Annotated in this window: 13 protein-coding genes, 2 tRNA genes and 1 pseudogene; 5 read left to right on the forward strand and 11 right to left on the reverse strand. The window is 62.0% G+C overall.

What is annotated here, in order from left to right; translation table 11 throughout:
• Nucleotides 1–166 (forward strand): annotated as a pseudogene (locus ACFP9U_RS19340) (salicylate hydroxylase); the annotation flags it as partial.
• A 46-nt stretch (nucleotides 167–212) separates the two neighbouring features.
• Here the strand turns inward: ACFP9U_RS19340 and ACFP9U_RS19345 are convergent.
• The 4 genes from ACFP9U_RS19345 to ACFP9U_RS19360 all read right to left on the reverse strand — a co-directional run bounded on the left by ACFP9U_RS19345 (nucleotide 213) and on the right by ACFP9U_RS19360 (nucleotide 4,871).
• Nucleotides 213–1,013 carry an amino acid ABC transporter ATP-binding protein gene (locus ACFP9U_RS19345; RefSeq protein ID WP_378623979.1) on the reverse strand — a complete coding sequence of 267 codons (801 nt, stop codon included), beginning with the start codon at nucleotides 1,011–1,013 and terminating at the stop codon, nucleotides 213–215.
• A gap of 37 nt (nucleotides 1,014–1,050) precedes the next feature.
• Nucleotides 1,051–2,547 (reverse strand): amino acid ABC transporter permease, encoded by a 1,497-nt coding sequence (locus tag ACFP9U_RS19350; protein ID WP_378623981.1) that lies wholly within the window; start codon nucleotides 2,545–2,547, stop codon nucleotides 1,051–1,053.
• A 9-nt stretch (nucleotides 2,548–2,556) separates the two neighbouring features.
• A complete protein-coding gene (locus ACFP9U_RS19355) occupies nucleotides 2,557–3,744 on the reverse strand; it encodes an amino acid ABC transporter permease (protein WP_378623982.1) in 1,188 nt (395 codons plus the stop codon).
• 104 nt (nucleotides 3,745–3,848) lie between these two features.
• A complete protein-coding gene (locus tag ACFP9U_RS19360; RefSeq protein WP_378623995.1) occupies nucleotides 3,849–4,871 on the reverse strand; it encodes an amino acid ABC transporter substrate-binding protein in 1,023 nt (340 codons plus the stop codon).
• A 245-nt stretch (nucleotides 4,872–5,116) separates the two neighbouring features.
• Here ACFP9U_RS19360 and ACFP9U_RS19365 point away from each other — a divergent pair, with 245 nt between their 5' ends.
• Nucleotides 5,117–6,286, forward strand: a complete 1,170-nt coding sequence (locus ACFP9U_RS19365) for a cystathionine beta-lyase (RefSeq protein WP_378623996.1) — start codon at nucleotides 5,117–5,119, stop codon at nucleotides 6,284–6,286.
• A gap of 131 nt (nucleotides 6,287–6,417) precedes the next feature.
• On the opposite strand, the gene ACFP9U_RS19370 is transcribed toward ACFP9U_RS19365, so the two are convergent.
• The 3 genes from ACFP9U_RS19370 to ACFP9U_RS19380 form a co-directional block, all read right to left on the reverse strand.
• A tRNA-Arg gene (locus tag ACFP9U_RS19370) sits at nucleotides 6,418–6,494 on the reverse strand.
• 15 nt (nucleotides 6,495–6,509) lie between these two features.
• Entirely contained in the window at nucleotides 6,510–6,815 is a 306-nt protein-coding gene (locus ACFP9U_RS19375) for an ETC complex I subunit (RefSeq protein ID WP_322450707.1), read from the reverse strand.
• 55 nt (nucleotides 6,816–6,870) lie between these two features.
• Nucleotides 6,871–6,947 (reverse strand) — tRNA-Pro (locus ACFP9U_RS19380).
• A gap of 329 nt (nucleotides 6,948–7,276) precedes the next feature.
• On the opposite strand from ACFP9U_RS19380, the gene ACFP9U_RS19385 reads away from it, so the two are divergent.
• Complete coding sequence (locus ACFP9U_RS19385; RefSeq protein ID WP_378623984.1) at nucleotides 7,277–7,669, forward strand: hypothetical protein; 393 nt, start codon at nucleotides 7,277–7,279, stop codon at nucleotides 7,667–7,669.
• A gap of 183 nt (nucleotides 7,670–7,852) precedes the next feature.
• Here the strand turns inward: ACFP9U_RS19385 and ACFP9U_RS19390 are convergent, their stop codons facing one another.
• Both ACFP9U_RS19390 and ACFP9U_RS19395 read right to left on the reverse strand, forming a co-directional pair.
• A complete protein-coding gene (locus ACFP9U_RS19390) occupies nucleotides 7,853–9,085 on the reverse strand; it encodes a class I SAM-dependent methyltransferase (protein WP_378623985.1) in 1,233 nt (410 codons plus the stop codon).
• A gap of 300 nt (nucleotides 9,086–9,385) precedes the next feature.
• Entirely contained in the window at nucleotides 9,386–9,658 is a 273-nt protein-coding gene (locus ACFP9U_RS19395; protein ID WP_378623987.1) for a hypothetical protein, read from the reverse strand.
• Nucleotides 9,659–9,879: 221 nt separating this feature from the next.
• Between ACFP9U_RS19395 and ACFP9U_RS19400 the strand changes: the two genes are divergently transcribed.
• Nucleotides 9,880–10,182, forward strand: a complete 303-nt coding sequence (locus ACFP9U_RS19400; protein ID WP_378623988.1) for a hypothetical protein — start codon at nucleotides 9,880–9,882, stop codon at nucleotides 10,180–10,182.
• 109 nt (nucleotides 10,183–10,291) lie between these two features.
• Entirely contained in the window at nucleotides 10,292–10,930 is a 639-nt protein-coding gene (locus tag ACFP9U_RS19405) for a hypothetical protein (protein ID WP_378623990.1), read from the forward strand.
• 138 nt (nucleotides 10,931–11,068) lie between these two features.
• Here the strand turns inward: ACFP9U_RS19405 and ACFP9U_RS19410 are convergent, their stop codons facing one another.
• Entirely contained in the window at nucleotides 11,069–11,719 is a 651-nt protein-coding gene (locus tag ACFP9U_RS19410) for an HdeA/HdeB family chaperone (protein ID WP_378623991.1), read from the reverse strand.
• A 154-nt stretch (nucleotides 11,720–11,873) separates the two neighbouring features.
• A partial coding sequence (locus ACFP9U_RS19415) for an HdaA/DnaA family protein (protein WP_378623993.1) occupies nucleotides 11,874–12,390 on the reverse strand: 517 nt, incomplete at its 5' end.

The following is a 12,390-nucleotide window of genomic DNA, read 5'->3' on the forward strand; positions in this document are numbered from 1 at the left end:
CCGCATTCGGCGGGTCGCCCGGCGCGGTGCCTTCCACCGCTTCGTCTGGCATGCCGGCGGCCCGGTTGCACTCGCCCGCAACCTGGCACTGCGCCTGCGCAGCCCGGAACGCCTCGCGGCGGATATGGACTGGCTCTACGGGTACGACGTGAAGACCGAACGATGATCCGACCGCCACCCGGGCGGCGCCGAACTGAAAGCACGCAACCTTGTCAATGCAGGATCTGTGACAGGAAGAGCTTCGTGCGTTCGTGTTGCGGCTTGTCGAAGAATTCGGCCGGCGTGTTCTGCTCGACGATCTGTCCCTGATCCATGAAAATCACGCGATTGGCGACCTGGCGGGCGAAGCCCATCTCGTGGGTAACGCAGATCATGGTCATGCCCTCCTCGGCCAGGTCCACCATGGTGTCGAGCACCTCCTTGATCATCTCCGGATCGAGCGCGGAGGTGGGCTCGTCGAACAGCATGATGCGCGGGTTCATGCACAACGCCCGGGCGATCGCCACGCGCTGCTGCTGGCCGCCGGAAAGCTGGCCGGGATATTTGTTCGCCTGTTCGGGGATGCGCACCCGCTCCAGGTAATGCATGGCCACCTGATCGGCCTCGCGCTTCGGCATCTTGCGCACCCAGATGGGCGCCAGCGTGCAGTTCTCCAGGATGGTCAGGTGCGGAAACAGGTTGAAATGCTGGAACACCATGCCGACCTCGCGGCGCACCTCATCGATCTTCTTCAGATCGTTCGTCAGTTCGATCCCATCGACGATGATCTTGCCCTTCTGGTGGTCCTCGAGTCGGTTGATGCAACGGATCATGGTGGACTTGCCCGAGCCTGAAGGACCGCACACGACGATGCGCTCGCCGCCCATGACCTTCAGGTCGATATCACGCAGTACGTGGAAATCGCCGAACCACTTGTTCATCTTGATGATCTCGATCGCCACGTCGGTGTCCGAGATCTGCATGCGGCCGCGCCCGGCCTCGCTTTCGGTTGCCTTTGCGTTCTGGGTAGCCATCGCCGTGTTTCCCTGATGGGCCTTGCGGCCGGTTATATCATTCGTGGCCGGTATGGAGTCGGCGCTCGGTGTAGATGGAATAGCGCGACATGCCGAAACAGAAGAGCCAGTAGATGAATGCGGCAAAGACGAGGCCCGATGCCGCCGTCGTCGGCGTAATCCAGTTCGGATCCGAAAATCCGCGCCGCACCGTGCCGAGCAGATCCGCCAGGCCGATGATGTAGACCAGGCTCGTATCCTTGAAGAGACCGATGAAGGTATTGACGATCCCCGGGATGACCATCTTGAGCGCCTGCGGCATGACAACGAGACGCATCATCTGCCAGTAGCCGAGCCCAAGCGCCTGCGCCCCCTCGTACTGCCCTTTCGGGATCGCCTGCAGTCCGCCACGAACCACCTCGGCCATATAGGCGGCGGAGAAGAGCGCGACGCCGATCAGGGCGCGCAGGAGCTGGTTGAAAGTGACCCCCTCCGGCAGCAGGAGCGGGATCATGAAGGCCGACATGAACAGAACCGTGATCAGCGGTACTCCGCGCCAGAACTCGATGAAGATGATGGAGAAGAGGCGCACCGCCGGCAGGTGCGAACGCCGGCCGAGGGCCAGAAGAATGCCGAGCGGCAGCGACGCGGCGATGCCGGTGAGTGCCACGACCAGCGTCAGCATCAGGCCGCCCCACAGATTGGTGGGCACCCGGCGCAGGCCGAAATCGCCGGCCAGGAGCACAATGATTACGGCCACGAAGAGCGGCGCTGCGAGCACACTCAACAGCACTCCCTTGCGCCCCTCGCCCTTCCCAGCGAGCGCCGCCGCCACGCTGACGCCGATCGAAGCCAGCGCGGCCAGGAAGGCCAGCATCGACAGGAGCGAGAAGCGGAAGGCCATGAGATCGACCCGCCCGCTGGAGACGGCGTTGGCGAGAATCAGGATCAGGACAGAGGCACCGGCAAGCCAGCTCGCCATGCGCAACAGGCGTGGCGGAGCGGACAGATTGCCCGCCGCCAGGGCCGCGGCGACGAAGGCAGCGAGCGCGAATAGGAACGCGATCCAGCCGCCGGCAATCCTGATATTCCCGCCCGTCAGAAGCATCAGAGCGAGGAAGGGAAAGGCGACGATCAGCAGAAACGCGTTCAGACGCTTGAACGGCACGCTCGGTATGGCCATCGGCAGGGCCAATGCGACCAGCAGGAACAGGACCAGATCGACCCGCCATCGCTCCGCCATGGGATAAAGCCCGTAGAAGAACTGACCGAACTTGGCACGCACGAATGCCCAGCATGCACCCACGGCCTCGCCTTCGCCGGCCAGGCAGGCCTCCCGGTCGGTGCCGGTGAAGACGGCCGACAGAAGGGCCCATTGCAGCAGGTTCCAGGCCGCCCAGAGGCTGAAGAGCCCGAGCACGACCGTCAGGAGCGTATCGACGGGCGTAGCGAAAAAATTCTTTCGCAGCGCTCCCCCGACGCCGACCTCGCTCGGTGGTGCGGGAAGCGGTTGTTTCTGTTCGCGCGCGACATAGGCTGCGACCTGTTCTTCCACGTCGACCTCCTATCGCTCGATCAGCGCCATGCGGGCGTTGAACCAGTTCATGAAGCTCGCCACGCCGACGCTGAGACCGAGATAGACGACCATCCAAATGGCCACCACCTCGACGGACTGGCCGGTCTGGTTGAGCACCGTCGAGCCCACCGCGACCAGTTCGGGATAGCCGACGGCCAATCCCAGCGACGTGTTCTTGGTCAGGTTCAGGTACTGGCTGGTCAGCGGCGGTATGATGACTCGGAAGGCCTGCGGCACGACCACCAGGTGCAACGTCTGGCCGCGCGTCAGGCCGAGTGCCGATGCCGCCTCTGTCTGCCCACCCGCGACCGACAGGATGCCGGCGCGGACGATCTCGGCGATGAAGGAGGCCGTGTAGAACGACAGCGCCAGGAACAACGCCAGAAACTCCGGCTGGACGTGCCACCCGCCGACGAGATTGAAGCGCGTCGCCTCCGGCACCTCGAAGGTGACGGGGAAGCCCGACAGGGCGAAGACGACGAGGGGCAGCCCGACGATCATGGCCACGGACGGCCAGAAGGTCGGGCGAATTTCGCCAGTCTGCAGCTGCCGTCTCTTGTTCGCGCGTGCCAGCACGACGGAGCCGGCGACGCCGAGCCCAAAGGCGATCAGCGCCACGAGTGCGATCGGTTCGAAGACCGCCGCCGGTGTCTGAAGGCCGCGGTTGGAGAGATAGGCACCAAGCGGCAGTTCCAGCGCCTCGCGCGGTCCCGGCAGGATCGCCAGCACCCCGAAATACCAGAACAGGATGACGAGAAGCGGTGGAATATTGCGGAAGGTCTCGACATAGATCGTGCTCAGCCCGCGTACGAGATAGTTGCGGGACAGGCGAGCGATGCCGATGATGAAACCGATGATCGTCGCCAGGGCGATGCCCGAAGCGGCGACGATCACCGTGTTGGTGGCGCCCACCAGCAGCGCGCGGCCATAGGTCGAATTGGCCGTGTAGTCGATCGGCACCTGACCGATGTCGAAGCCGGCGCGCGAGGAAAGAAACCCGAACCCGCCGGCTATGTTGGCCTGGGTGAGGTTGCGCACGGTGTTGTTAACGAGCCAGGCGGCGAAGGCCAGGATGGCGATGATCATCACGATCTGTATGATCAGGCCGCGTATGCGTGGGTCGCGCATCAGCGACACACGCTCATGCGTAGCGTAGGTATGGGTATCAGCCGTCATCTGATCCGCCATGAGCAACGGCGGCGACCGCGCCCACGGCGGTCGTCTCGCCTTGCATGCTTAAGAGAGGAACCGCACGCAGCGCGCGGCTCCCACTCGTTCGATCAGCGGATCGGGGGCGCGTATTGCAGACCGCCCTTGGTCCACAGCGCGTTGATGCCACGCTGGATCTTGAGCGGTGTGTCCGGGCCGATATTGCGGTCGAAGATCTCGCCGTAATTGCCGACCGCCTTGATGACGTTCACCATCCAGTCGTTGCTCAAGCCGACATCCTCGCCGAAGGACCCGTCGAGCCCCAGGAGCCGGCGGATATTCGGATTGTCGGTTTCCAGCATCTCTTCGACGTTGTCCTGGGTGACGCCGAGCTCCTCGGCATTCAGCAGCCCGAAATGAACCCATTTGACGATGTCGAACCACTGCTCGTCGCCCTGGCGGACCACCGGACCGAGCGGCTCCTTCGAGATGATCTCCGGAAGCACCACGTGCTCGTCCGGATTGGCCATCTCGAGACGGCTGGCGTAAAGCCCGGAAGCGTCCGTGGTCAGCACGTCGCAGCGACCCTGGTCATAGGCCGCATTCACGTCCGATTGCGATTCGATGACCACCGGGTTGAGCTCCATGTTGTTGGCGCTGAAATAGTCGGTGAGGTTCAACTCGGTCGTCGTGCCGCTCTGCACGCATACAGTGGCACCGGAAAGCTGCAGCGCCGACGTCACATTCAGGTCCTTGCGGACCATGAAGCCCTGTCCGTCATAGTAATTTATGCCGGCGAAGTTGAGGCCGAGCGCGGTGTCGCGGTTCATCGTCCAGGTCGTGTTGCGCGCCAAGAGGTCGACCTCGTTGTTCTGCAGAGCCGGGAAGCGCTGCACCGCCGACAGCGGCGAATACTCGACCTTGCTCGCGTCGCCGTCGAAGACCGCTGCCGCCACCGCCTTGCAATAGTCGACGTCGAGGCCCTGCCATTCGCCCTGGTCGTTCTGCGACGCGAATCCAGGCAAGCCGGTGTTCACTCCACAACGCAGATGACCGGCGCTCTTCACATCGTCTAGCGTGGCTCCAAAGGCCGGGAACGCCACGAAAGCAGCGACGGCCGAACCAAGCAGTGCCTTGATGAAATGATCCATGATTTTGACCCTTTATTCTGACGTACAGGGTTCATTCCCCAGATGATGTGCGGAAGCTGGCGCAGGCCGAATGCGGGTGACGCATCCACGCTTCCTCTCCCAAGCACTCCTGCATCGAATGCCATAATTCAGCGTGGGTCAAGTGCGAATGAGGCAACCGCGCACCCCTGTCGCGCGGGTTGTGAAGCCCGGGCGAAGACGATATGCGGATCACGAACGCCGAAGCGGGCAAGATGGAAGGGATCGGTATGGGAACCGACGAGCGAAAGAGCGGAACGAACACCAGACTTGCCCATATCGGCAATGATCCGGGCGACTTCTTCGGCTTCGTGAACCCTCCGGTGGTGCACGCCTCCACCGTGCTGTTTCCCGATGCCGAAACCATGGCCACGCGCAATCAGAAATACACCTACGGCACGCGCGGCACGCCGACGACGGAAGCGCTGTGTCAGGCGATTGACGAACTGGAAGGCTCGGCCGGAACGATCGCCGTCCCCTCGGGCCTCGCGGCGGTCTGCGTGCCGCTCCTGGCCTTCCTGTCGGCCGGCGATCACGTGCTCATCGTCGATTCGGTCTACTACCCGACCCGGAACTTCGCCGAGCGCATGCTCAGGCGGCTTGGCGTGGAAGTCGAGTATTACGATCCCCATGTCGGCGCAAGGATCACCGACCTCATGAAGCCGAACACAAAGGTCGTCTTCACCGAATCGCCGGGCTCCAACACCTTCGAGATGCAGGACATCCCGGCCATCGCCGAGGCCGCGCACGGCGGGGGCGCCATCGTCATGATGGACAACACCTGGGCCACGCCGGTCTTCTTCCGGCCGCTGGACCACGGTGTCGACCTCTCCATCAACGCGGCAACGAAGTACCCCGCCGGCCACTCAGACTTGCTGCTGGGCACCGTCTCGGCCAACGAGGCCTGCTGGAAACAGCTTCACGACACCTTCATTGCACTCGGCGTCTGCCCGGCGCCGGACGACGTCTACCAGGTGCTGCGCGGGCTGCGCAGCATGGGCGTGCGGCTCGCCCGCCATCAGGAAAGCGCATTCGCGATCGCCCGCTGGCTGGAAGGCCGCCAGGAGGTCGCGCAGGTGCTGCATCCCGGCCTCGAGACGCACCCGGGCCACGCCATCTGGAAGCGTGACTTTTCCGGCGCCAGCGGCATCTTCTCCTTCGTGCTCGCCAAAGGCGGCAAGCGCGAGGCGCACGCCTTCCTCGACGCCTTGAAGATCTTCGGGCTCGGCTACTCATGGGGCGGCTTCGAAAGCCTCGCCGTCCACGTCTCCCTCGAAGACCGCACCATCGCCAGGGGCTCCTACCCCGGACCGGTCATCCGGCTGCAGATAGGTCTCGAGGATGTGGAGGATTTGCAGGCTGACCTGGAAACGGGCTTCGAGGCACTCCGGGCGCTATAGGCCTTGACTCACGGCCGTCAAGAGAGCGCACAACCGCAGGTGCACGATGGCACCCCGCCTCGAGAACAAAAGCCGCCCCACGTCTCCAGAATGAAATGTAACCCATGTGTCCGGAACGAACCTCGGACATCTGGCGACCCCGGCAGGACTCGAACCTGCGACCATCGGCTTAGAAGGCCGGTGCTCTATCCAGCTGAGCTACGGGGCCGGTGCGGACGGCGCGTCAGTGCGTCCACGGAATTTTCCGGTCATACCGGAAATTCTCGGCATAGGAAACCTGACGGCGCTTGGGTGCCTTCGCCTCCTCAAGGCGGAAGGGAATGCCGTTCTTCTGCGCATAGGCCACCGCCTCCTCCTTGGTGGGGAAGTTCAGGCGCACCTGCCGCTTGGCGTCGGAGGAACTGGTGTAGCCCATCAGCGGGTCGATCTTGAGCGGCGATTCCGGCTCGAACTCGAGCACCCAATGACCGGTCTTGGCGGTGCCGGACTGCATGGCCGTCCTCGAAGGGCTGTAAATGCGCGCTGACACGTTTTGATCCCTTGTTGTCCCCGGCGCCGCCCGGCGCCGCTGGAAACCTGTCTTCTGGTCGGAGCGGCAGGATTCGAACCTGCGACCCTCTGCTCCCAAAGCAGATGCGCTACCAGGCTGCGCTACGCTCCGAAACGGGGAAATCCCTATATTCACGAAGGTTGCGGCGCAAGGAAGAAATCAAGGCGCTCCATCATATATGGAACAAACAGCGTCCAATGGTGCGAGTTGGAGCAGAAAGTCCCACGGATTCTCCCACTGTTTTTCGCATTCTGTACGCGCACTGGCTTTGCAGCTTAATTCCACCAGCAGGACGCTACCCCCTTTGCCCCTCGTGGTGACCACCGGCGGCAAGCTCGCCAGAGACGGGCAGAGCGGCGCGTCACCGCAATGCGGTGACAACGGGAGTGCCGTGTGCAACATTGACTTTGCTATAGCGTCCCTGTCGTCAAGGAATTGCGATGAAGTCGAATGCTATGTGGCTTGCCGCGCTGATCGCGAGCGGAAGCCTGCCGGCGATTGCGCACGGAAGTGAGTTGGCTGATCACGAAGTGAACGTCCAAGAAATCATAGCCGCACTTGAAGCCAATGATATGAGTGCGAACGAGATTCGTACGATTGAATCCTATGTTCGTCTTGATATCGTGGACCTGAGCGCCTTCGAGTCAAGTGACGAGTATCAAGCACTCGAACATGCCCTGGGCAGAACCGACGACGGTTGGGCGATGGTGCAGACTGCGATCGTAAGCAATGATTCAATCATGCAGGAACTCAAACACCGCTCGGTCGAGATAGAGCGCGTGGTCGCAGCGACTATGGACGACCAAGGGGTAGTCACAATTTACATTCGCTGAGTTAGCCACAAGCGGTCGTTTCGCTGACGATCCAAAGGCTATCCCCTGCTCGGCTATGATGGCGGCTGAAAGCGGGTTTTCTCCAGAATCGACGTCGCCAACCTTAACCGACACTACGAGCCTGAATCAGCTTGGGATGGCAGGTGTTGGCTACAACGGACCTTCGAGGCATCCTCCGCTGCTTTACTCGGCCGCCCGCGTGTATCGACGCGTCGCCGGCATGTGCTCTCGCTCCCAATCCACCATGTAATCACGCGTTAGCGGAACAATGTCAGATCGTTTGGCAAGCTGTACCTGGAAAACCATCATGGAGCGAAAGCGGAATCCGATCTCGCACAAGACGAGATAGAACTCCCACATGCGGCAGAACCGTTCGTCGTAGAGCGCCGCGATACGCTGCCGATTGGCCATAAAGCGCCTGCGCCAGTGGCGGAGAGTTTCCGCGTAATGAAGACGCAGGATCTCGACGTCGGTGACGATCAGGCCCGAGCGCTCGGCGGCTGAGCAGACTTCGGACAAAGATGCCAGGTCGGCACCCGGAAAGATGTATTTGCGGATGAACGGGTTTATCGGGCCCGGCGCATCCGAAAACCCGATTGCATGCAGCAGCGCAACACCATCCTTCTTGAGCAGGTCGTTGAGTTTGGCAAAGAACTCGTCATAGTTCTTCTTGCCCACGTGCTCGAACATGCCGACCGAGACGATGCGGTCATATTCGCCGGCCACCTGGCGATAGTCGCGCAGTTGAAAACGGGCTCGATCGGCAAGGCCGGCTGCCGCCGCCCGCGCCTTGGATTTTTTGTGCTGCTCGACGCTCAGTGTGACACCAGTAACGTCAGCGCCCGCTTCTTCGGCCAGATACAGGCCCAGCCCTCCCCAACCGGAGCCGATATCCAGTATGTTGAGGCCCGGCCGATCGAGCAGCAGCTTTGCCGCGATATGGCGTTTCTTGTTCTCCTGTGCCGTCTCCAGGCTGTCGATGGCACTAATGAAGTAGGCGCAGGAATACTGACGGTCGCTGTCGAGGAAGAGATCGTAGAGTTGGCCCGATAGATCATAGTGATGGGCGACATTGCGGCGCGCCCGATCGATCGGATTGTACTGCTTGAGCCGTCGCATTACACGCGACAGCAACGAGAACCACGGCATCTTCTCGAAATTTTGGAGGTTTCGTGCAGCAATCTCAAGGAGATCGTAGAGCGTTCCGTCCTCGACGGTCAGCAGGCCGTTCATATAGGCTTCGCCGATCGAAAGCTCCGGATTCAAGGCAAGCGTGTAGTCAAGATGGCGAGCGTGCAGCCGAACGGTACAGTGGGGCGGGGAGCCATCGCCATACACGTGAGTTCTGCCCGCACCGTCGATCAACCGCAGGCTGCCGGTGCGGATGGTAGATTTGAGGATGACGGGAAACAGCATGTGGCGATCCTCCAGCTTGATCGCGAAATTTTAGCGCGAACGCGTGCAGCGGAAAGACAAATGTCCTGAAGCAAGTTCAGCACGCGGCAGTTGTTAATTTGTCTGGAACGAAAGAAGCGTTCAAGTTGGAGTGCTGTCGCGGAGGAGTAAGGGCAGATACCGCTCCCCCATTCGCTCTCCTGATATCCGACACAAATGCCTTGCCCAATGGCGGAGGAAACGAAGAAGCGACATCGGGCTCTCCCTCTGCGCGCAATGCAGTGTCATAATCAGGCAGGGGTTGATTGACAGGTTCGTGCTTCACCGCCTTATGTCTGGTGCGTCGCTCATGGATGGATAGCTTTGGGATTGTTCGCGGCCGAATGGGTACGGAGGCTTGAGGGGGTGGCGCGGTGCCTCAGCGCGGTCGTCATCTTCATAGGGTGTTCGATTGCGCACGGTTACGCGTTGCACGATTTTGACGACGATGCCGACGGACACCACGCCCACGGCGCGGCTTCGGAACTGAATGACCACGATCACTCCGCAGCATCGCCCGACCATCACCATCACGGTGCGCAGCAAGCTGGTCATGATCACGCACCTGAAGAGCTCGACTGTCATGTGAATATTGGCATTCTGCCCGACAGTCAGATTGCCGCCAGCCGAGTGGCGGCGGATACGGATTCAGCCTGTCGGCAATCCAGCAGGTCGCAGCAGCGGCTACCGATCACCCCCCCTCCGAAACAGCCGGTCTGAGAACGTCTTGAATGACCGCCGTCGGCGGTCATGAGCTGTTTTGAAGGGACCAAAACATGAACAAAAATCCTGATGGAGACCTCATCTGTGATGAGGACCTCGTTTCGGAGGCCACTTCTCTTGTCACGCAAGCTGTTCTGACCGAGCTGCTTGCCCGCCTTGCACGGATCGATTCGCAACTCCAAACGGCCACGTCGCAGAGTTTGCAGGCGGCAGCCGCAGGCCTGAAGATCGTGGCCGGCGAACGGGACGATGCGTACGAAAAGCGCATTTTCGCCAAGGCAGCCTCGATCGTCGAAGACATGCACGTCGCGGCCCTCGGCACGATCAACAAAGAGCAAGAGCGCACACGTCACTGACGTGTGCGCAGACCGACCGCGCCAACCCCGGTCAGCGATCCATTCCGATTGCTGACGGAGTGCGGTCGGTCGCCTCTGAACATGTCCTTAAAGATCACGGGAACTTCACATGACTTCTGCGGCAACACCGCTTGTCGTTCTTCTGCTGGCGTTCGGCACCGAAGAGCCAGCACTTGAATGCGGCCAAATCTCTGGCATTGTCTTTGAGGATGTCAACCGCAACGGCGTCCGCGATTCCGGAGAGAGAGGCCTGTCAGGGACGCGGATCCTGACCGGCGACGGAAAAACGACCACCACGGACAAGCACGGGCGCTACCACATAGCGTGTGCGAGCATTCCGCCCCCTCACCACGTGTCCGATATCCTCGTCAATCTGGATTTGCAAACGCTTCCGGACGGATACCGGACAACGACGGAAAACCCGCGCCTGGTGCGCCTTATGGGACGTTACGTGAGTCACGCCGACTTCGGCGCCGCGGAGCTCCGCCTGGTAAAGATCGACCTTGCAGATGCCGACTTTCTTCCCAGGCAGTTGCGCTTGAAAGCGCAATCCCTGGCGCAAGTGGAGGAGGTCATGAACCTGCTACGGGAGGAACCCTCACGTCTGGAGATAATCTATCGCGGCAGGGCCACCGAACTCAGGCGAGCCCGGCTCCACCGTTTTGCAGACCTGATCGAGCGCCGCTGGAGGAACGGTGGAGGTGATTACAGGCTCGACATCCGCCGGTTCGTGATCGCAAACGACTGAGTGCAATCGGCCGCAGCGCAACAAAAACGTCCCGCCGGCATGCACCGGCGAGACAGGTTCAGTTGCCGTTGGAACCGCGCATCGACAGCACGGACCTGTGTCGATGCCGATTTGTCGGCGACGACCGTCAACTGCGCGTTACTGGTTCGTTCCGCCTCCCTGCTGACGCAGGATATCGGAGATCGACGAATCGGGGGCGTTTTCGCACGCAGTCATCACGCTTTCGATCGGAATTTCGAAATATCCGACGGCCGCGAACTGCTGGGCGCCGCCGGCGGAGCCGGTGGTGCCGGTCGTGGTTCCCGCTGTCGTCGTCGTGTCGGTACCGGTCATGGTGTCGGTGCCGGTGTCATCGGCGGCCATGGTGTCGCTTTCCATATCGGCGGAGGCGCCACCGCTCGTATCCGCACCGGACGTGCTGGCCGTCGTATCCGTGTCCGTGCCCATATTGGGGCTGGTGCGGGTCGCGGCCGTGGTGTCGCTCTCATCCATATCCGTGGTGGCGTCACTGCCGGTATCGGCGCCAGCCATCGTGTCCGTGGATGTGTCCGTGCCGGTGGCAGCCGTGGTGCCGGTGCCGGCTTCCTTCTGGCCTGCCTCGTGCCCGGCCAGGAAGTAAAGCACCCGTTCGGCTTCGCTTGCGTCCAGCGCCACGATCTGGGCGCAGCTGACGTCACCCGCCATCTGCTGGTTCCCGGTAGCGCCGGTGCCAGTGTCTTGCGCAATCGCCAGGCTGCTACCTGCCAGCAGTGCCAGAACGCCTGCAGAGGTCTTCAGAACGTTTTTCATGGGTATCTCCGAGTGATTTGGTTACGGTGCGGTTCAACGCACCGTCCCGAACCACCGAGCCGGCCCGGAGTTCCCCCGCAATTCGGCAATCTGCGCGAAAAATCCAGGCCGAGACGAGATCACCCCGCCCGGCCGTGCCGGCGAGCAACCGAGATCAGTCCTCCGGCCTGCTCCAATCCGTCTGCGAAGCCGCGATGACATCCGCCGCGAGTGCCCGCGTGATGCGCGCCTTGCGCTCCAGCGCTGCACGGTCGAGCTCTTCGACCACGCGCTGTGCGGCCGAGAGCGAGCGCTCGATGCGCCGCACGAGGAACTGCACGACATGCGGCTCGATCACCACCTGCCGGTCCGAAAACAGCTTCACGATGACGCCGGAAAGAAGCACGTCGTCCGGCTCGTGGACCTCCACCGTCGCCGCCGCCTTGAGCCGGGAAAGCAGATCGGGAAGCTTAAGGCCCCAGCCGGCGGGAAAGCGGCGCGTTGTCAAAAGGAGACAGGTGCCGGCTTCCCGCACCGTGTTGATAAGGTGGAACAACCCCGTTTCGTCCAGGCGCGGCGTATCCGCGTCCTCGACGAGAACAGCCCCCTGGCTGGCCGCAGCAAGCGCGTCGGCGCCGATCGCCGCGGGGTCGAGCCGGACGGCGCCGGCATGCTCGCGCCAGATCTCCGCC

The sequence above is a fragment of the Nitratireductor sp. GCM10026969 genome (genome assembly GCF_042660605.1).
Lineage (GTDB): Bacteria > Pseudomonadota > Alphaproteobacteria > Rhizobiales > Rhizobiaceae > Chelativorans.

Bases quoted from the DNA above. Each gene is read 5' to 3' on its own strand.
- ACFP9U_RS19390 (WP_378623985.1), bottom strand. From the start codon at position 9,085: ATGCTGTTTCCCGTCATCCTCAAATCTACCATCCGCACCGGCAGCCTG.
- ACFP9U_RS19355 (WP_378623982.1), bottom strand. From the start codon at position 3,744: ATGACGGCTGATACCCATACCTACGCTACGCATGAGCGTGTGTCGCTG.
- ACFP9U_RS19395 (WP_378623987.1), bottom strand. From the start codon at position 9,658: ATGACCAGCTTGCTGCGCACCGTGATGGTGATGGTCGGGCGATGCTGC.
- ACFP9U_RS19365 (WP_378623996.1), top strand. From the start codon at position 5,117: ATGGGAACCGACGAGCGAAAGAGCGGAACGAACACCAGACTTGCCCAT.
- ACFP9U_RS19400 (WP_378623988.1), top strand. From the start codon at position 9,880: ATGAACAAAAATCCTGATGGAGACCTCATCTGTGATGAGGACCTCGTT.
- ACFP9U_RS19410 (WP_378623991.1), bottom strand. From the start codon at position 11,719: ATGAAAAACGTTCTGAAGACCTCTGCAGGCGTTCTGGCACTGCTGGCA.
- ACFP9U_RS19385 (WP_378623984.1), top strand. From the start codon at position 7,277: ATGAAGTCGAATGCTATGTGGCTTGCCGCGCTGATCGCGAGCGGAAGC.
- ACFP9U_RS19345 (WP_378623979.1), bottom strand. From the start codon at position 1,013: ATGGCTACCCAGAACGCAAAGGCAACCGAAAGCGAGGCCGGGCGCGGC.
- ACFP9U_RS19405 (WP_378623990.1), top strand. From the start codon at position 10,292: ATGACTTCTGCGGCAACACCGCTTGTCGTTCTTCTGCTGGCGTTCGGC.